The following is a 17,865-nucleotide window of genomic DNA, read 5'->3' on the forward strand; positions in this document are numbered from 1 at the left end:
AGCTGATCTTTTTTGTCCGAACAGCGTTCGGATTAATTTTACAATCTACCATTTTAATTGATTTAATTTGGCGCGGGTCAGCGTGAACGCTTGACCGTACATCTTCCAACTAAGCGGTACTTGTAATTTATCCTTGCCGGCCACGACAAATTGCCACTGAGTATTGACCCGCGACAAGTCATGATGCGCACTTTCTTGGCGCATCACGCCGGCGCGAATCGTCAGAAAGGTCCGCAAATACGTTTGTGCATCGCCACCTTGTTTCGGTGTCTTTGCCCGTTGCTTAGCTGCGCGTCGAATCCCACCAAAACTGGCATCGTCATTGCCCGGTCCATGAACGACTAACGCATCATAATAAATATATTGGCCTAATGGTGATAAGCCATCAGCTTGCGCCGCGCGCACGGCTGGCTTCAAATACATCGCGTCTAAAACTTCATCTTGCGCTTGAACCAGCTTACGGTCCTTAGCCGCCGTCTGCCAGTCACGAATAAATTTAGCACCTAAACCGTGATGACTCGCGGTCCCGTTAACTTTTTTCAGTGCCGGCAAATATTTCACCAAGCGATTATGTGGTTGTAACTTTTGATAGCGTTCAACCACTTTTAACAAGTCGCCGGTGCCGGATGTAAAGCCAATAATCCCCGCCGTGTAGCCGCGACCATCGTGAATATCTTCAATATAGCGATACTGTTTTTGATAATCCAAGGACGAATTCTCCGCGCTGGATACGAGTGCAAACGTGGTTGCCCGCAAATGTCCCGTCATAATCGTCTGGTGAGCATCATAATACCAATAGCTGCCACCAGCCATGCCAACTACTAGGATCCCCATTAAACCTAGCCACCATTTTCGCATACCCCTAACCCACTTTCCTCAAGTTAGTTTTAGTTTACTGGATTTACTAGACCAATGGGCGACAAATTCACAAATGTGTCGCAAAAATGCCTAAATATATTGACTAGGGTTATTGTTACATAGTGTATGCCACTCGATTTTATGGCGTTTGAAAAAGTTGAGGGTTGTGTGTGTCGTTGACGGTATTTAGGCCTATACTTAAAGTGGTGTACCAGTTAGGAGGCCTTGCCAATGGCGAAACGTCGAATCGCTCATGATCCGCAACAATTTGTCAACACCGCCGCCGATCGACGCCAACTGCAACTTGCAGTTCAAACCGCACTCCCCACGAACGCCCATGTTCTCGCGCGTAACTTTGCACGCTCCAGTGCGAGCTCCTACTGGTTGCTGATGCTCGATCAGCCCCACGCGACGCCAAATTCCTTAACGCTACGCATCGCTGACCATACGCTATGGCTTGCTAATCACGAACAGCTAGCTGTAACTTGGGAAGCCGGCGACTTTTTAGCCGTCCGTGAAACGCTACGGCAACATTTGACGCCTCAGATTTTACAACAGTACAGTTACCATTTCACAACGACCGATATCGTGACCTTGCGACTGATTTTACATCTCGAACAACATCAATTGATTTGGCTCGTCAAGTTATCACCGACCATTGCGAAAGCCTACAAAAACCAGCAACTGGATTTATTGGCTGATTTTCCAAGCGCGAAACTCCTGCTCGGCAACATGAATAACAGCAGCCTACAACTGGTGCCAGTTAAGCAACCAGTCTTTCAACAGCGGCTCGGTCAATTTTTCGGCCGCAACTTGTTATTCTCCCAGTTCACCAGCCATCAGTTACTACGTTTATTACCGACCAATCAATGGATTCGCCCGCTACTACAAGAATTGCCCCCGACACCTAATTTGGAAAAACAATTAGCTGCCACTTACGGGACGCAATTCGTGCGCATTTACGTCGAAGCCATCCGTCAGCAGGCCCAATTACAAGCCGTCGGTGAATGAGTTTTAAGACCAGCACCTTTTTTAGGATGCTGGTCTTTTCTGTTACTACTGACATAGTGCGACTTCAAACAACACTGCAAAGTTAAAATAACCGCCACAAAATTGTGACAGCGACTGATGTTTATTTAAAATTTTACTTTAACGGTTGCCCAGCCGAGCTAAAGCACACCGTGAGAATGGTATTAGTTCAGCGTGAATTGGCCCGTAGCAGACTGACCAACAACCAGCGAAAACACGACCAACATAAAGGGTGCGACCACAAAATGTAGTCGCACCCTTTTTAGACAAAAATCAATTTAGTTGTGGTTCAGCGGTAATGGAAGTTGCCGTGCAAGTGGCGTTAGCTCGACGCTTTTTTGTCGAGCTTACACCACCGACATCTTTGAAGATTAGCGGGTTAGGCTAAGCTTCAAAGTGAGGTTCGAGACCGCTTTTCAGGCTCGGACCGGTCGCCACGGCGGCTGGAATTACCGCTGAACCACAACGGCAAACTTAAATTGCTTTTAAAGGCGGCTGTTGTAAATTAAGAAACTAATGTAGCAGTTGTCACCTTCGGGTAAATCATAACCCGTATTTTGGTTGGAACCATCGTTTTCGTGTAACACGGTGAATTCGCCGGAACCGTAATCTTGGTCATTCAAATATTTTGATAACCGGTCATCACATTCGGCTAACGTCTTACCAGTAACAACGCGGCGATTCCAGCCACGATGGATCTCAGATGATGGATTAAACATAATAAACACTCCCCAATTATAATTTCATTAATTCCGCTTGCCGAGTCGTTTGCGCGGCTAATTCCGCTTGCGTGACATCGGCGGCGATTTGATGCTGTTCATTAAAAATAATAAAGCGGTCACCGACCGTTTGGACTTGTTGGTAATTATGACTCGCCATAATAATCGTCTTCTCAGCGGCTTGCAATTGTTGCAATAAGGCCAACATTTCCGTTTGCGCACTAATGGTCAAGCCGTTGAGGGGCTCATCTAATAATAACACAGTCGGATTCAACGCTAAGACGCTGGCCAAGGCCACCCGTTTCTTTTCGCCACCTGATAACTGATACGGCACCCGGTCACGAAACGCGGTCGCCCCGGTTAACGCCAAACAATCGGTCACCCGTTGATCAATGGCTGCGGGTGAAAGTCCCAGTTGCCGGGGGCCAAATGCCACTTCTTCCGCGACTGACGAATTAAATAATTGCACATCGGTATTTTGAAAGACCATGCCGATTTGTTGATGTAGTTGCTGGCGTTGCGCCGGTCGCGCCAACCAGGCCGCATCAATCACTTGACCATCAAAGGTATACGTCCCGGCACTCGCCACCGCTAAGCCACTTAAAATACGTAACAACGTTGACTTACCCGAGCCATTCGGACCCATCAAACAGACAAATTCGCCGGTTTGAATCGTTAAATCCAAATGGTCTAAGCCACACGTCTGCGGATAATCATAACTTAGCGCCGCGGTTTTAATTAATTCCATGCTAAACTCCTCGCAAAATCAACACTAGTAACACCCCGACATAGGGGCTGACAACTAAGTAATCACGCCAACGAACGTGCGTCGTCGGTACCGTGACATAGTGGCCGTTAAACCCACGGGCTTCCATCGCGGCATATAACTCCAAAGCATACGCGTAACTCTTTAAATAGAGCTGACCAAATAGACTGCCAATCAAGCGATACGGATGTTTGGTCGGGGCGACCGTGCGCATATCGAGCGCCGCCATCGTTTGTAACAAATAATTGCCGAGCATGCGGAGATACGTCAAAGCAATCGCAAAGGTCATGACAATCACATCCGGACAATGCCACGCTTTTAGGGCCGTTAAAAAGTCGGTTAAAGCGGTCGTTACCCGATAATATTGGGCGTTGGCTAATAACAAACTACTTTTGCCCCAAAATAATAGCAAGGTACTGGGACCGGCCAGCCAGTAGCTGGGCCAAATAAAGCTCAACGCTAACAGACTGCTCAACGCCCAGCTCACGATAAAGCGCCGCAATTGTGACGGTGATAGTAACAATAATTGCCCACCGATTAATAGGGCCAATAACCACAACCCCACCGGACTGTGCACCAAACTGATGACTAATAACATCAAGCCTAATTGCAACAACCGCATCGGCGGCGTTAATTGCCAATGCGTGGCCCGGGGTACGGGGGCCGGTTGGGCTAACCGCGCCAACAAAGCCTGCACATGTCGTTGATTACGGGCGAGAAAATTCACTTGGTGGCGCGGGGCGCGGGGCACCGGCGTGGTCGGTTGCGCTAACCACGTCGGGAGCTTATTTGGTTGGCTGGGTTTCATGTTGTAAGCCTCGCATTAATAATAAGAAAATCAGAATCGCCGTCACGCCAGATAAAATATACCCGACACTGACCGGTAAACCGGCAATCGCGTAATCACTAAACAACGCCTTGAAGTGCAGGCCGCTTACCATCCCTTGAGGCACTTGTGTACTGACATGTTGTTGTGTCAGCATCGTTTTCAACTCACTGGTCGACCATTCCCCCCACGCGGTATTACTAGCTAATAACCCGAGCGGCGTCAGTAAAACAAGCCCGCCTAACAAATACAACCACGGGCGTTGATTCGTGCGGATGGGCGTTTGGTATAAGTTCGTTGGCGCCACTTTTTTGACGAATTGAAAAACGAGTAAGGTAAAGGCCACTTCGACCCAGCCAGCCACTAGTAGATGCGCTAAGAGCATGGCGGGGACCGCGACATTTAACCCATACGGGCAATAGAGCGGTGCCCCACTCGCGCTGTGCGCCAACAGTGGTTGCAACCCGAGTTCGATTCCCGCAACTAGGGCCGCGGTATTGATCCCAACGTAGGCCCCAACGGCTAAACCGAGCTTTTCATGATGCCATTTTTGGCCTAACCGATAACAAGCGTAGCCGACAAACGGCATGATCACGGCCATATTCAAGGCATTCGCCCCGATGGCCAAGATACCGCCATCACCAAACAAAACGGCTTGTAAGACTAAGGTGACCGTCAGCGCCAAGCACGCCGCCCACGGCCCAATCAGCACCGCTAACAGCGTCCCCCCAACCGCATGCGCAGTTGTCCCACCGGGAATCGGTAAGTTAAACATCATGATTAAAAAAGCCAATGACGCGGCGATGCCGAGCATTGGTAACGTTTCTCGATGTTGTTTGATTTGTACTTTAACTTTTAAGACCGCGACCGTCCAAATGGGCGTCATTGCCACGGCTAACGTGCCACAAGTGGCTGGGCTTAAATAATTATCCGGAATATGCACGGATGAGCACCTCTTCTAATTTGCAATTTGGTCTAAGAGGTAACTAATATCTTGAATAATGAATTTATGATTTTTAACGGTTAATACCCCGTCTTCACGCAATTCTTTGAGCATGCGGTTGACACTACTCCGGGAACTAATGCCACAAAATCCGGCAATATCATCATTAGTGACGACAAAATCAATCAAAATGCCGTCCGCTACTTTGCGGCCAAACAAATCAATCAAACTGTAAATAAAGGCACAAATGGCGCCCTTTTTACCGTTCATCACCATCCGTTGCAGCCGGAAAATATTTTCCGACAACTTTTTACGGTAATAATTCTTGATGTAATTTTGTAGTTCCGGCGTCTGGTTAACGTATTTCCAAAAGTCCACCCGGTTGACTTGATAAAACGTCGCGTATTCCGATTCAATCCGCACATTAAACGGTTGGTCCGTTGACCGCGACACTTCATCACGTAATAACGAGATGACATCGGGCTTGGCAATATAGGACAAGTTGAACTCGCGCCCATCTTGCAAAATAATGCTGTTTTTAATGATGCCATCCTTTAAGACATACGTATAATGTTCGGCCAAACCGTGATACGTCAAATACGTATGCCGTTTTTTTTGAATCGTCGGCACGTGGTGGGCTTCCAAATAACTCAATAAATATTCAATATCAGTTAATACCATCTTATTCAGTTCTTTCGTGAGTAGATTTGAATCACTGGCTGATCTAATCACGACCATGACTTCCTTAAGCCTACCAGTTTTTCAGATAGAAACTATCGCATTTAAAGTATACATTTGTTAACTATTTTTGAAAACTTTAAATGTGACGGACAACTAAAAGTTAAACGAGTATAACAAATCATGCATGTAAAAATTAATCAACGAAAGAGGATGGCGAAAAAACATGGTTGCAATCGATCTACCATACGATAAAACCACCATTACCGCTGAAATTCCGGATGCGAATTTTGCCGGTAAATTGGTTTCGCAAGCTGCAACATATCATAACAAATTGTCAGAACAGGAGACGGTTGAAAAATCGCTCGACAACCCGATTGGCACGCCCAAACTAGAAGAATTAGCTAAGGGCAAGAAAAACATTGTCATCATTAGTTCCGACCATACGCGACCAGTCCCATCCCACATTATTACGCCTATCTTATTACGGCGCTTACGTTCGGTGGCGCCGGATGCCCGCATTCGCATCTTAGTGGCGACCGGCTTTCATCGGCCATCAACCCACGAAGAATTAGTGAACAAATACGGCGAAGACATCGTTGCTAACGAAGAAATCGTGATGCACGTTTCGACCGACGACGATGCGATGGTCAAAATCGGCCAACTCCCTTCTGGTGGCGATTGCATCATTAACAAAGTGGCTGCTGAAGCCGACTTATTAATCTCCGAAGGTTTCATTGAATCCCACTTTTTCGCCGGCTTCTCCGGTGGTCGTAAGTCTGTTTTACCCGGAGTTGCTTCCTATAAAACGATTATGGCGAACCATTCCGGTGAATTTATCAACTCACCAAAAGCCCGGACGGGGAATTTAATGCATAACCCCATCCATAAAGACATGGTGTATGCCGCCCGGACCGCGCAGTTAGCTTTCATTATCAACGTCGTCTTAGACGAAGATAAAAAGATCATCGGTTCATTTGCTGGTGACATGGAAGCAGCCCACAAAGTCGGCTGTGACTTCGTTAAAGAATTATCGAGTGTCCCTGGTATCGACTGTGATATCGCCATTTCAACCAATGGTGGCTATCCGTTGGACCAAAACATTTATCAAGCCGTTAAAGGGATGACCGCCGCGGAAGCGACCAACAAAGAAGGCGGGACCATCGTAATGGTTGCTGGTGCCCGTGACGGTCACGGTGGCGATGGTTTCTTCCATAACTTAGCTGATGTGGACGACCCGAAGGACTTTTTAGACCAAGCGATTAATACGCCCCGGTTAAAAACGATTCCCGACCAATGGACCGCGCAAATTTTTGCCCGGATTCTCGTGCATCATCACGTCATCTTCGTGTCAGACTTAGTCGATCCCGACTTAATCACTGGGATGCACATGGAACTCGCTAAATCCTTAGACGAAGCCATGGAAAAAGCCTACGCTCGCGAAGGCGCCGCTGCAAAAGTCACCGTTGTGCCGGACGGGTTAGGAGTTATCGTCAAATAATGACTACTTTGGAAATCTTACAAGCGGTCGCAGCGGGGCAACTGAGTCCGAGTGCCGCTACCACCCAATTAGAAACGACGCAAACGGCGGCCTTAGGGTTTGCCAACGTGGATTTAAGCCGCGCCGACCGCAACGGATTTCCGGAAGTGGTTTATGGCGCTGGCAAAACGGCCACCCAAATCGTTGGCATCGTACAAGCCTTAAAGCATCAAACCTTGCCCGTCTTAGCGACCCGGGTCAGTGCCGAAAAATTTGCCGCCTTACAACCCGCGCTCCCGCAAGCGATTTATCACGAAACGGCGCGCTGTGTGACGGTCGGTCAGTTACCGCAACCCACTAATCCTGATGATTACATTGCGATTGTCACCGCGGGCACCTCTGATGTACCGGTCGCCGAAGAAGCGGCCGTAACGGCGCAAGCGTTTGGCAATCGCGTCGAACGCGTCTATGACGTGGGTGTCGCTGGCATTCATCGCCTATTCGCCAAACTAGACCTGATTCGCGGCGCCAAAGTCGTCATCGTCATTGCCGGGATGGAAGGCGCCTTAGCTAGTGTGGTCGGTGGCTTGGTCAACAAGCCCCTAATTGCCGTACCGACCAGCATTGGTTATGGGACCAACTTTCAAGGCATGACGGCGTTACTCACGATGCTCAATAGCTGCGCCTCCGGAATTACCGTCGTCAATATCGATAACGGCTTTGGGGCCGCCTACTCGGCTAGTTTGATTAACCAATTATAGGTCGCATAAGAGAGAGGAATTTTAGATGCAAACACTTTATTTAGACGCGTTTTCCGGGATTAGTGGCGATATGTTTTTAGGCGCATTACTGGACTTAGGGCTCGACTTTGAAGCTTTAAAAACGGAACTCGCCAAATTAAACGTCACCGGTTACGACTTAACGTGTGAACGCCTCGCCAAAAGCAGTATTTATGGCACGAGTTTTGACGTCCAAGTTGCGGGCGGTAAAGATCACGGCTTCGTGGAACATCACCATCACGAAGACCATGACCATGTTCACGAGCATCAGCATCACCATGAACACGCCCATCATCACGATCATGAAGCCCGTCATTTGAGCGACATCATTGCTTTGATCAACGGTAGTGACTTAAATGACTCCGTCAAAAGCCACGCGATTGCCATCTTTAACGAAATCGCCGAAGCAGAAGCGACGGTCCATCATATGCCGTTAGCCGAAGTGCATTTCCACGAAGTCGGCGCCTTAGATTCAATCGTCGATATTGTCGGATGCTGTGTGGCCCTTGATTTAATGGGAATAAACGACATTATGGCGTCCCCTTTAACCGATGGGAGCGGCTTTATTAACGTGGCCCATGGGCAAATGCCCGTTCCGGTCCCCGCCGTCATGCAAATGCGCGTCGGCACGGCGATTCCCATCAAGCAACGCTTGGATTTACACACGGAATTGATTACGCCAACTGGGATGGGGATCGTCAAAACCTTAGTGCATGACTTTGGACCGCTCCCAGCAGCAGCGACCCCCACCAAGATTGGCTATGGTTTTGGCAAACGCGATACCGGCGGCTTCAATGCCTTGCGCGCCATTTTATTCGAAAAAAAAAACTAAGTAAACAAGTGGTCGCTAAAACCAACGACGACGTCTTGCTCGTGGAAGCGAACTTAGATGACCAGACAGGTGAAGGTCTCGGGTATGTCATGGAAAAACTCTTGGATGCCGGAGCCTACGACGTGTACTTTACGCCGATTCAAATGAAAAAGAATCGTCCCGCCACCAAGTTATCAGTCCTCATCAATCCCGCGACTAAAGACGCCATCACGACGTTGATCTTAGCGGAAACCAGTACGATTGGCGTGCGTTATCAAACGTGGCACCGGGCCATCATGCAACGCCATTTCACAACCGTCACCACGCCATACGGGCCCGTCCAACTCAAAGTTGCGACGTACGGCGACCTAACGAAACAAACACCGGAATACGCCGACTGCGCTCAGCTTGCGCAACAGTGGCATATTCCATTAATGACGGTTTATCAAGCCGCACTCGTGGCGGCTGACCAAGCCACACAGGAGGAAAATTAATGTTACACCAGCTCATTGCCGAATTTATGGGCACGGCCTTAATGATTATTTTTGGGGTCGGCGTCCATTGTAGTACCGTCCTTAAAGGCACCAAGTATCGTGGTTCAGGCCATATTTTTGCCATCACGACTTGGGGTTTCGGGATTAGCATCGCGTTGTTCATCTTTGGCAACGTCTGTATCAACCCCGCCATGGTATTAGCCCAATGTTTATTAGGTAACTTACCATGGGTCGACTTTATTCCTTATTCCGTTGCCGAAGTTCTCGGTGGGGTGATTGGTTCCGTGATCGTCTGGATCATGTATGCGGACCATTTCAAAGCCTCCGCTGATGAGATTTCGCCCATCACGATTCGGAATTTATTTTGTACGTCACCGGCTGTCCGCAACTTGCCCCGGAACTTTTTCGTGGAATTCTTTGATACTTTTATTTTCATTTCCGGGATTTTAGCCATTTCAACCGTCAAAACTGGTGGGGTCGTGCCAATTGGTGTTGGACTCTTAGTTTGGGCGATTGGGATGGGGCTTGGTGGTCCCACGGGGTTTGCGATGAACTTAGCCCGGGATATGGGGCCCCGCATTGCCCACGCCATCTTACCGATTGCCAATAAAGCGGATAGCGACTGGCAATATGGGATTTTAGTGCCTGGGATCGCCCCCTTTGTCGGCGCTGCCTGTGCCGCTTGGTTCATGCACGGCTTTTTCGGTATTAATTAATAAATAAAAAGAGGAACTTAAAATGACTAATTTAGTAAGCAAAACCGCGACGTTAACCGCCGCTTTAAAAGATTTAAAACGCGTCACCGTCGCTTTTTCTGGCGGTATCGATAGTACCTTAGTATTGAAGATGGCCTTAGACGTTTTAGGCGCCGACAATGTGACTGCCGTCGTTGCCAATTCAGAATTGTTCACTGACGAAGAATTCAACAAGGCCGTCAACTTAGCAGAAATGCTTGGCGCCCACGTCGAAACGACGATGTTGGACTACTTAAGTGACGAACACATCGAACATAACGCCGCTGACAGCTGGTACTATGCGAAGAAGATGTTCTACACTCGTTTAACAGAAATGGCCGCAGCTCAAGGCAGCAACGCCGTTTTAGATGGGATGATTAAAAACGATGAACAAGATTACCGTCCCGGCATGAAAGCGCGGACCGAAGCTGGTGCGCGGAGTTTATTAGCTGAAGCCGACTTTTACAAAGTCGACGTACGTGCGTTAGCTCAAGAACTCGGCTTAACGAACTGGAACAAGGTCGCTTCTTGCTCCGTATCATCCCGCTTCCCTTACGGCACGACCTTAACGCATGAAAATATCGCCCAAGTCATGGCGGCTGAAAAGTATTTACGTGAACTCGGCTTCCCAACGGTCCGCGTTCGTTACCACGATGACATCGCTCGCATCGAAATTCCTGAAGCGCGCATCGGCGACTTCTTAGTCTTCAACGATCGCGTTAACCGGCACTTCCAAACGCTTGGTTTCCGTTACGTCACCTTAGACTTAGGCGGTTTCCGTAGCGGTCGCATGAACGACACCTTAACCAAACAACAATTGGCCGCTTTTGCTTAAATTGTGATTTGGTTGCCGCTACCGGCTGACCGTGATTCCATCCACATGGCGGATTCCATCACGGTCAGCCGGTAGCTGGATTGATGCGAAGTTTATTTTTCAGATGTAACCTACAATTAAACTTGATTGTGTACTAAAAACGCCCAGCTACGATAATTTCGTTGGCTGGGCGTTTTTCTAGTATACACGTTTTGTCATTCCAATATAACTTGAGCGTTAGTCATTAAGCAAGTCTGGAAAGCGCCCTTCCGCATCAAAAGCGACTTTCAATTGATTGGTAAATACTTTAACACTCACGATATCCGGCTTGATTTTCTTAACCTTTTTGCGAAAATCTCGTTTTGATAATCCCGCCTTGGTCAGTTGTTTCTTCATCAAAAATTTCATTAATTTCTGCGTTTCTTTTGCCGAGAAGTCCCAGTTTAATAAGACTAGCTCCGTCGATGCTAACGCTGCTTTTTCGGCTAATTGATTGATAACACTTAATAACATATCTTCCCGTGTAAAGAGCCGCAAGTCCATTTTTTCAGCTTTTTCCATTAATAATTCCCCCACTTTATTTGATGATAATGCCAATATAACAGCAATCCCCGTCTCAATAATAATTATTGTATCAGTTGCAGTGAAGCAAAGAAAACCCGGATTCAAGATATAAAGCTCATATTCTTTATGTGTAATTAAGGCATTCTCGCAAAAAAACACAAAATTTTTGCAAGGTATTTGTGTAATACTTAGTCCCTCGAGAAGAGAAAGAACAATTCCCACACAAAAATGATGTCACCACAATAAATTGTAGCGACATCATTTTAGATAAAAATCAATTTAGTTGTGGGTCAGCGGCAATGGAAGTCGCCGTGCAAGTGGCGTTAGTTCGGCATGGTTTTGGCCGAGCTTACGCCACCGGCATCTTTGAAGATTGTCGGGTTGGGTCAAGCTTCAAAGTGAGGTTCGAGACCGCTTTTTGGCTCGAACCGGTCGCCACGGCAACTGGAATTGCCGCTGACCCACAACGGCAACTTCTACATACATTAATTAAGCAGTTTGACCTAAATGACGTTTCTTAGGTGCGGTCTTAACCGCTTGTACGTCTTCATCCTTAAAGCCAAACATCCAAGTTAAGGTGAAGGAAACGATGATGGTGGCGATGGACGCAATCCAGAAGCCCCAGAAACTGAAGTCTAAGCCTTTCGGGTTAACGAACGACGTGAACCCGATTAAGGAGCCGGTAAAGCCCCACATGTTAACTCGCATCAACCCAGTTAAGAAACCACCGACCGCGGCCCCAATGCTGGCAGTAACGAAAGCGCGACCGTACTTCAAGTTAATCCCGTACATCGCGGGTTCGGTAACCCCCGCAAAGGCTGAGATGGTTGCTGGCCAAGCTAATTCTTGAATGTTAGCTAATTTTGACTTCAAGGCAATCGCTAAGACCGCCCCACCTTGAGCGACCATGGTTGCCGAAACGATGGCGTTCAAGTAACTGTGACCAGTCGTGGCAATATCGTTGGCCACGATTGGAATAACCGCCCAGTGTAACCCGAAGATAACTAAGACTTGGTAGAAACCACCAATAATCAAGCCAGAAATCGCTGGGCTCAAGTTGTAAATTGCGACAATCGCGTTTGCTAAACCAGTTGATAACACCGTAATGATTGGGCCGAGGAATAAGATAATGGCCCCAGAAATAATAACAACTTCAAATAATGGGACGAAAATCATCCGTAAGACCGTTGGAATAACCCGTTTGAGCCATGGTTCCAACTTGCTGGCTAACCAAGCACCCGCAATCATTGGGAAGATGGAATACGTGTAGGAAGCCATATGCACTGGCAACCCGAAGAAACTCCCGTTAATCGCCATCCCCATGAAGGTGCTCAAAGTTTTACCACTAGCCATTGTGATCAAGGTTGGGTACGTTAAGACCCCACCGATGATCCCCATGATAACGGGGTCAGCGCCTAACTTTTTACCAGCTGTAAAGCCGACGAAAATTGGTAAGAAGTAGAAGACGGAATCACCCATCGCACTAATAATGACGTAAGTTGAGTCCGTAGTTGCCACCACATGGAACGTGGTCAGTAACGCTAAGACCCCTTTTAAAATACCAGAAGCAGCTAACAAACCGATGACTGGAATCATTGACCCAGTAATGACCCCAATTAAACTACTGAAGCCATATTTCACTTTACCCCAAGCAGTCGTGGGTTTGTTCGCGGCTGCCGCGGTTTCAGCCACGGCTTTAGCGGTTTCAGAGTCATTGGATAATTCCGGTCCAATTTGCTTGATTACCGCATCATAAACATCGGTAACGGCTGGTCCAATCACGACTTGATATTGACCGCCCGCTTTGGCGACATCAATGACCCCTTTCATATTGGCAATGACATCATCGTTAGCTTTACTTTCGTCTTTCAAGTAGAACCGTAACCGGGTAATACAATGAATTAAACTATTAATATTTTCGACGCCACCAACATTTTCAATAATGTCCGTTGCTAATTGGTCGTATTTGCCGGCCTGCGGTAACTTACCTTGGCGCTTAGCATTAAACGTATTCGCGTTCAAACGACCCGAAGCGACCACTTGACCCGCCTGAGCGGTGCCTTCAGTGACATCTAGTGAGTCGAGTTTATCACTCGAATTCGTTACTGCTAAGACGACGGTCGTTTGCCGGTTCGCAGCTTCGATGGCTGACAAGTCCATCGTCGCAATCACATCACCCGCTTGCACTTCGTCACCCGTTTTGACGTTAACGGTAAACGGTGCCCCTTTCAAATCGACCGTGTCGATACCTAAATGGACCAACACTTCCAAATTGTTGTCCGGTGTGGTAAACCCGAAGGCATGCTTCGTTTCCGCAATCATCGTAATTTTCCCAGTTACTGGTGCGACGATTTGACCATCACTCGGTTGTACCCCGAAGCCGAGCCCCATCATCCCGGCAGAAAACACCGGATCCTTGACCACTTTTAATGGTATTACGTCACCATTGACTGGCGTTAAAATTGTTACCGTTTGCATTTTTGCCATAGTTGGATTCCTCCTATTTCTCATCCAATAACAACGCGACCGATTGATACGGTTTTAAAACCAACTGCGATTCAACGACCGTATCATCATAATTTGACAGTAAGACTTGCGCCGACACCATTGCCGCTGGGATTTCAACGGTCGTAGTCGTGCCATAAAAATTGTTCAAAACTAATAATTGCTGTTTACCTAGCCGCCGCCAATAACCTAGGACTTGATCGTCATCAAGCCGCCACGTCTGGTAGTCGCCATCGGCAATGATTGGCATCGTCTTACGTAACTTAATTAACTGTTGATAATAATTGAAGATTTCACCATGCGTCAGCTCCGCTTCAACGTTGATGGTCGCCTGATTGGTCGGGCGTAACCACGGCCGACCAGTTGTAAAGCCGGCCTTAGCCGAACGATCCCATTGCATCGGCGTCCGGGAATTATCCCGCGCCTTGGTCTTTACAATCGTAAAGGCATCGGCATGGCTATAACCACTGCGAATCAAGGCCCGATAAGCGTTCAACGCTTCGATGTCGACATAATCGGCCATCGAATCGTAATCTGGATCAGTCATCCCCAGCTCTTCTCCCATGTAAATAAACGGGGTCCCGCGCATCAGATGAATCACCGTGGCGAGCATTTCGGCGGATTTGACGCGGTACTTACCGGGGTCACCAAAGCGGTTTAACGCCCGTGGCTGGTCATGGTTATTCCAAAATAACGCTTGCCAACCATGGCCTTGGTTCATGCCGACCGCCCATTCATCCAATAACTGCTTCAACCGGTCAAAATCGAACGGCATTCGTGACCATTTTTGACCGTCGACGTAATCCGTTTTTAAATGGTGAAAATTAAAGACCATCGATAATTCATGATTGTCAGGATTGGTGTACCCAATACTGTTCGGAATCGTCGTCGAAGACATTTCACCGACTGTGATACTGTCGGGGTCTTGCCCAAAGCTAGCCGCATTCAATTCCTTCAAATAATCTTGGACCACCGGCGTATCGGTGTAGAGTGTCTTACTAGCAACACCTTTAGGCGCATCGACTAAATACTTCGACTTACCAGTAACATTGAAAACATCAAAGCGGAAGCCTTGAACACCTTTTTTGCGCCAGTAGTTGACGACTTCGGCACAGGCGGCGCGTACTTGCGGGTTGTGCCAATCGAGGTCCGCTTGCGTTGGGTCATATAAGTGCAAGTAATACATATCCGTATCGCCAAATGGGGCCCAGGCCGCGCCACCGAATTTGGATTCCCAGTTAGTCGGTAAGCTACCGTCTGGTTTGGCATGCCGTAAATAATAAAACTTTTGATATTTAGGATCGCCCGCTAACGCTTTTTGGAACCAAACATGCGCGGTGGACGTGTGGTTAAAGACCATATCCAGCATGACCCCAATATGTTGTTCCTTTAACTTGGCGACGAGCTCTTCAAAGTCGCTCATCGTGCCAAAGGTTGGGTCAATTCGGTAATAATCTTCAATATCGTAACCGTTATCATTTTGCGGTGACACGAAGAACGGATTGAACCAAATCATGTCGATGTTCAATTTGGCCAAATACGGAATCTTTTGAATAATCCCCCGTAAATCGCCAATTCCATCGCCATCACTGTCATAAAATGATTTGGGATAAATCTGGTAAATTACTTGTTGTGAAAGTTTCATCTCTAAGCCCTCTCATGCTCATTATTTCGTCCGGCGTGCAAAGTCGCGGAAGCGGAACTTGTCGGCGCGATGTCGCGATTCAGTATATTGGAACGCGGTCGCATCGGCCAGACTGGTGACACTGCGAACTACCGCCATATAGGCGCCTTTATCTAGTCCTAACTGTTCGCGGTCTTCCGAATTCGCTGGTTCCATCGTAATCTCTTTGGTTGCATAGGCAATGTCCAATCCGAGTTCGCCTTCAAAGTAGGCGTATAACGAATCGGCGGCGGCCCGTTTAGGAATGTCCGGCACTACCGACGTCAAAATATAATCTTTATCGATAATATCCGGTTCGCCATCAATGATGCGGACCCGCTTAATCGCCGTGACCGGAACCGGTTTAACTTCGCCACCAAGGGAAGCAAACGCCTGAACCGGTAAAGCGACGGGTGATTCAAAGCTATAAACTAAATTTTCAGTGGTCACGTGCATTTTTTGCGCTAGTTCTTTATAACTGACAATCCCCGATACTGGAAATTCGTATTGGCGATGTTCAATCACTAATGACCCTTTCCCCCGAATTTTTTGAATATAGCCGTTTTCGGCCAACAGTCCTAACGCTTTGCGGCCCGTTTCCCGTGAAATGCCATATAACTGGCACAGCTGATTTTCACTCGGTAAATAAGTGCCTAGTTCGTAAACTTCCTGATCAATCTTTTGCATCAAGTCGTCATAGACTAGCGCGGATTTATTTAACATGCCGCCGACCCCCTTTTTACGTTTTGTTATCGCTTTCAAAGATTAATATAAACTTGTTTAGACAAGTTGTCAATGATTATATTTTACGACCCGTAAACAGTTATATATCAACATTTACAGTGAATTTATTAGCTTGTATACCTTGTTTATACATGTATGGATGTACTTATATCGCGTTAATCCATACCGGCATTTCAGGTTACGAAGTCGCCTAGCATTGTAACTGGCCAGAATCACTAATAACAATCAGTTTACAGACTATTTAGGCCATCTAAATGCTTTCTCAATCTTGATTACCATTACACTAGCTTGACCACGCCACAAAAGCAGCGGCTAACATGAATGGATAATCACAAAAGCGTATTGAGACCTAACTAAAAAATGGGTGCCAGATGAAGTTAAAATTCCATCTGACACCCATTCATTTTTTCTATTTTTATGGTCGAAACGTGCAACAACAGTCAGTTGTCACACGCTCGACTTGCCGGAAAAAGGTTTCCGAATATTATTTTTTAAATTAATGATCCATCCCAAACGCATGTTGGTCTTCACTAGCTTTGTCGGCGGCCGCTTGTTCTTCGGCAATCAACCGGGCCCGTTCATGCTTGTTGTACCAAGGTGAAACGGTGAAGGCTAAGATATCGTTGATTAAGTAGACGGAACTATTGATAAACATGGCTAACGTTGCGGAACCTTGGCGGAATGAAATGAACCAGAGGACCATTTGTGCCAAGCCAGAAGCAATCCACCAGAAATATTGGTTGTTGTAACGCAAGAAACAGATTACCCCAGCCGTTAAGCAGATGGCAAAACTAATAGCGTCAATCCATGGCCGCGGATCATCCGTAAAGGTCCCGATTAAGTAACCAGAAATCCCATAAACGACTAAGGTTGCGACAATCGCAATGACCCAAGTCCGACCCGTAAACTTACGAATCTTAGAAACCATGTTCACGTTCCAGTTTGCACTCAACAAGACCGGAATATCCAAGGTAACCACATAAGCGAGTTGTTCACCAATACTTAAGTAGTTTTTAGCTGAGAACCCAACCACGATGAAACAGAAGGCTGAAATAACCCCTAAAACACCATTAACTGATTTAGCCGCATTAATAGCCAAGACACATAAAACACCCAAAGTCGTCCCAATAAATGTTAAGATAGTAAGTGCTGTAATTGGCGCACTGACCAATGTCATTACTTGGCAACCTAAGCTAAAGTAGAATAAATAGTAGTTTTGTTGTGGCCAACCTTTCAATTGGTGCGCTAAAAATTTAAAATAATTACTCAAAATCATGCTCCTCTTTCCGTCTCTTAAAATACCGGTTGTGTACGTAGTTGGCCAACTATTCACCTTAACACCACATCATGTAGTGTATCCGTTCGAAACAACACTATATATTGTATCATGAGATTTTTGATTGCCAAGTATAAATTTCGCAATTACGAATTGATTGTTCACAACTTATCGAAATCAGC

Annotated in this window: 19 protein-coding genes; 8 read left to right on the top strand and 11 right to left on the bottom strand. The window is 47.1% G+C overall.

Annotated features, from left to right (window positions below; translation table 11 throughout):
- Positions 1 to 45: 45 nt before the first annotated feature.
- On the bottom strand, positions 46 to 858 hold the full coding sequence (locus DY78_RS11380) for a chitosanase (protein ID WP_029778781.1): 813 nt from the start codon (positions 856 to 858) through the stop codon (positions 46 to 48).
- A 231-nt stretch (positions 859 to 1,089) separates the two neighbouring features.
- Here DY78_RS11380 and DY78_RS11385 point away from each other — a divergent pair, with 231 nt between their 5' ends.
- A complete protein-coding gene (locus DY78_RS11385; protein WP_024623800.1) occupies positions 1,090 to 1,869 on the top strand; it encodes a hypothetical protein in 780 nt (259 codons plus the stop codon).
- A gap of 503 nt (positions 1,870 to 2,372) precedes the next feature.
- Here DY78_RS11385 and DY78_RS11390 read toward each other — a convergent pair.
- The 5 genes from DY78_RS11390 to DY78_RS11410 are packed head-to-tail and all read right to left on the bottom strand — an operon-like array spanning position 2,373 to position 5,822.
- The gene (locus DY78_RS11390; RefSeq protein ID WP_024623801.1) at positions 2,373 to 2,606 is read right to left on the bottom strand and encodes a hypothetical protein; all 234 of its coding nucleotides are present in this window, start codon (positions 2,604 to 2,606) and stop codon (positions 2,373 to 2,375) included.
- A gap of 16 nt (positions 2,607 to 2,622) precedes the next feature.
- Positions 2,623 to 3,354 (bottom strand): energy-coupling factor ABC transporter ATP-binding protein, encoded by a 732-nt coding sequence (locus DY78_RS11395; protein ID WP_024623802.1) that lies wholly within the window; start codon positions 3,352 to 3,354, stop codon positions 2,623 to 2,625.
- A gap of 1 nt (position 3,355) precedes the next feature.
- Positions 3,356 to 4,180 carry an energy-coupling factor transporter transmembrane component T gene (locus tag DY78_RS11400; RefSeq protein ID WP_024623803.1) on the bottom strand — a complete coding sequence of 275 codons (825 nt, stop codon included), beginning with the start codon at positions 4,178 to 4,180 and terminating at the stop codon, positions 3,356 to 3,358.
- A complete protein-coding gene (gene cbiM, locus DY78_RS11405; RefSeq protein WP_024623804.1) occupies positions 4,158 to 5,141 on the bottom strand; it encodes a cobalt transporter CbiM in 984 nt (327 codons plus the stop codon). The genes DY78_RS11400 and cbiM overlap by 23 nt, the downstream gene beginning before the upstream one ends.
- A gap of 15 nt (positions 5,142 to 5,156) precedes the next feature.
- Entirely contained in the window at positions 5,157 to 5,822 is a 666-nt protein-coding gene (locus DY78_RS11410; RefSeq protein WP_024623805.1) for a Crp/Fnr family transcriptional regulator, read from the bottom strand.
- A gap of 223 nt (positions 5,823 to 6,045) precedes the next feature.
- Here DY78_RS11410 and larA point away from each other — a divergent pair, with 223 nt between their 5' ends.
- From larA to larE, 6 genes are read left to right on the top strand one after another with little or no spacing between them, the layout of a single operon-like run.
- Positions 6,046 to 7,320 carry a nickel-dependent lactate racemase gene (larA, locus tag DY78_RS11415; protein ID WP_024623806.1) on the top strand — a complete coding sequence of 425 codons (1,275 nt, stop codon included), beginning with the start codon at positions 6,046 to 6,048 and terminating at the stop codon, positions 7,318 to 7,320.
- Positions 7,317 to 8,060 (top strand): nickel pincer cofactor biosynthesis protein LarB, encoded by a 744-nt coding sequence (gene larB / locus DY78_RS11420; protein ID WP_024623807.1) that lies wholly within the window; start codon positions 7,317 to 7,319, stop codon positions 8,058 to 8,060. The genes larA and larB overlap by 4 nt, the downstream gene beginning before the upstream one ends.
- 25 nt (positions 8,061 to 8,085) lie before the next feature.
- Positions 8,086 to 8,910, top strand: coding sequence for a nickel pincer cofactor biosynthesis protein LarC (gene larC / locus DY78_RS16810; RefSeq protein ID WP_024623808.1), 825 nt, complete (start codon positions 8,086 to 8,088; stop codon positions 8,908 to 8,910).
- Positions 8,911 to 8,918: 8 nt separating this feature from the next.
- The gene (gene larC2 / locus DY78_RS16815; protein WP_029778782.1) at positions 8,919 to 9,383 is read left to right on the top strand and encodes a nickel pincer cofactor biosynthesis protein LarC2; all 465 of its coding nucleotides are present in this window, start codon (positions 8,919 to 8,921) and stop codon (positions 9,381 to 9,383) included.
- Entirely contained in the window at positions 9,383 to 10,099 is a 717-nt protein-coding gene (gene larD / locus DY78_RS11435; protein ID WP_024623810.1) for a D/L-lactic acid transporter LarD, read from the top strand. The genes larC2 and larD overlap by 1 nt, the downstream gene beginning before the upstream one ends.
- A gap of 22 nt (positions 10,100 to 10,121) precedes the next feature.
- Positions 10,122 to 10,952: an ATP-dependent sacrificial sulfur transferase LarE gene (gene larE / locus DY78_RS11440; RefSeq protein ID WP_024623811.1), complete on the top strand. Its 831-nt coding sequence runs from the start codon at positions 10,122 to 10,124 to the stop codon at positions 10,950 to 10,952.
- 216 nt (positions 10,953 to 11,168) lie between these two features.
- Here larE and DY78_RS11445 read toward each other — a convergent pair whose 3' ends face one another.
- The gene (locus tag DY78_RS11445) at positions 11,169 to 11,492 is read right to left on the bottom strand and encodes a hypothetical protein (protein ID WP_024623812.1); all 324 of its coding nucleotides are present in this window, start codon (positions 11,490 to 11,492) and stop codon (positions 11,169 to 11,171) included.
- Between the two features lie 302 nt (positions 11,493 to 11,794).
- On the opposite strand from DY78_RS11445, the gene DY78_RS11450 reads away from it, so the two are divergent.
- A complete protein-coding gene (locus DY78_RS11450) occupies positions 11,795 to 12,016 on the top strand; it encodes a hypothetical protein (protein ID WP_033613552.1) in 222 nt (73 codons plus the stop codon).
- Here the strand turns inward: DY78_RS11450 and DY78_RS11455 are convergent.
- The 4 genes from DY78_RS11455 to pnuC all read right to left on the bottom strand — a co-directional run bounded on the left by DY78_RS11455 (position 11,985) and on the right by pnuC (position 17,683).
- Positions 11,985 to 13,982 carry a PTS sugar transporter subunit IIABC gene (locus tag DY78_RS11455; protein ID WP_033613551.1) on the bottom strand — a complete coding sequence of 666 codons (1,998 nt, stop codon included), beginning with the start codon at positions 13,980 to 13,982 and terminating at the stop codon, positions 11,985 to 11,987. The two genes, DY78_RS11450 and DY78_RS11455, sit on opposite strands and share 32 nt — an antisense overlap.
- A 13-nt stretch (positions 13,983 to 13,995) precedes the next feature.
- A complete protein-coding gene (gene treC / locus DY78_RS11460) occupies positions 13,996 to 15,645 on the bottom strand; it encodes an alpha,alpha-phosphotrehalase (RefSeq protein ID WP_024623814.1) in 1,650 nt (549 codons plus the stop codon).
- 21 nt (positions 15,646 to 15,666) lie between these two features.
- Positions 15,667 to 16,386 (bottom strand): trehalose operon repressor, encoded by a 720-nt coding sequence (treR, locus tag DY78_RS11465; protein WP_024623815.1) that lies wholly within the window; start codon positions 16,384 to 16,386, stop codon positions 15,667 to 15,669.
- Positions 16,387 to 16,903: 517 nt separating this feature from the next.
- Entirely contained in the window at positions 16,904 to 17,683 is a 780-nt protein-coding gene (gene pnuC, locus DY78_RS11470) for a nicotinamide riboside transporter PnuC (RefSeq protein ID WP_024623816.1), read from the bottom strand.
- Between the last annotated feature and the right edge of the window lie 182 nt (positions 17,684 to 17,865).

This window comes from Lactiplantibacillus fabifermentans DSM 21115 (assembly GCF_000498955.2).
GTDB lineage: Bacteria > Bacillota > Bacilli > Lactobacillales > Lactobacillaceae > Lactiplantibacillus > Lactiplantibacillus fabifermentans.

Coding starts and splice junctions, on each gene's coding strand:
- DY78_RS11450 (WP_033613552.1), top strand. CDS start 11,795: ATGGAAGTCGCCGTGCAAGTGGCGTTAGTTCGGCATGGTTTTGGCCGA.
- larE (WP_024623811.1), top strand. CDS start 10,122: ATGACTAATTTAGTAAGCAAAACCGCGACGTTAACCGCCGCTTTAAAA.
- treC (WP_024623814.1), bottom strand. CDS start 15,645: ATGAAACTTTCACAACAAGTAATTTACCAGATTTATCCCAAATCATTT.
- DY78_RS11390 (WP_024623801.1), bottom strand. CDS start 2,606: ATGTTTAATCCATCATCTGAGATCCATCGTGGCTGGAATCGCCGCGTT.
- DY78_RS11400 (WP_024623803.1), bottom strand. CDS start 4,180: ATGAAACCCAGCCAACCAAATAAGCTCCCGACGTGGTTAGCGCAACCG.
- larC (WP_024623808.1), top strand. CDS start 8,086: ATGCAAACACTTTATTTAGACGCGTTTTCCGGGATTAGTGGCGATATG.
- DY78_RS11385 (WP_024623800.1), top strand. CDS start 1,090: ATGGCGAAACGTCGAATCGCTCATGATCCGCAACAATTTGTCAACACC.
- DY78_RS11455 (WP_033613551.1), bottom strand. CDS start 13,982: ATGGCAAAAATGCAAACGGTAACAATTTTAACGCCAGTCAATGGTGAC.
- DY78_RS11445 (WP_024623812.1), bottom strand. CDS start 11,492: ATGGAAAAAGCTGAAAAAATGGACTTGCGGCTCTTTACACGGGAAGAT.
- larA (WP_024623806.1), top strand. CDS start 6,046: ATGGTTGCAATCGATCTACCATACGATAAAACCACCATTACCGCTGAA.
- pnuC (WP_024623816.1), bottom strand. CDS start 17,683: ATGATTTTGAGTAATTATTTTAAATTTTTAGCGCACCAATTGAAAGGT.
- DY78_RS11380 (WP_029778781.1), bottom strand. CDS start 858: ATGCGAAAATGGTGGCTAGGTTTAATGGGGATCCTAGTAGTTGGCATG.
- treR (WP_024623815.1), bottom strand. CDS start 16,386: ATGTTAAATAAATCCGCGCTAGTCTATGACGACTTGATGCAAAAGATT.
- larD (WP_024623810.1), top strand. CDS start 9,383: ATGTTACACCAGCTCATTGCCGAATTTATGGGCACGGCCTTAATGATT.
- DY78_RS11410 (WP_024623805.1), bottom strand. CDS start 5,822: ATGGTATTAACTGATATTGAATATTTATTGAGTTATTTGGAAGCCCAC.
- DY78_RS11395 (WP_024623802.1), bottom strand. CDS start 3,354: ATGGAATTAATTAAAACCGCGGCGCTAAGTTATGATTATCCGCAGACG.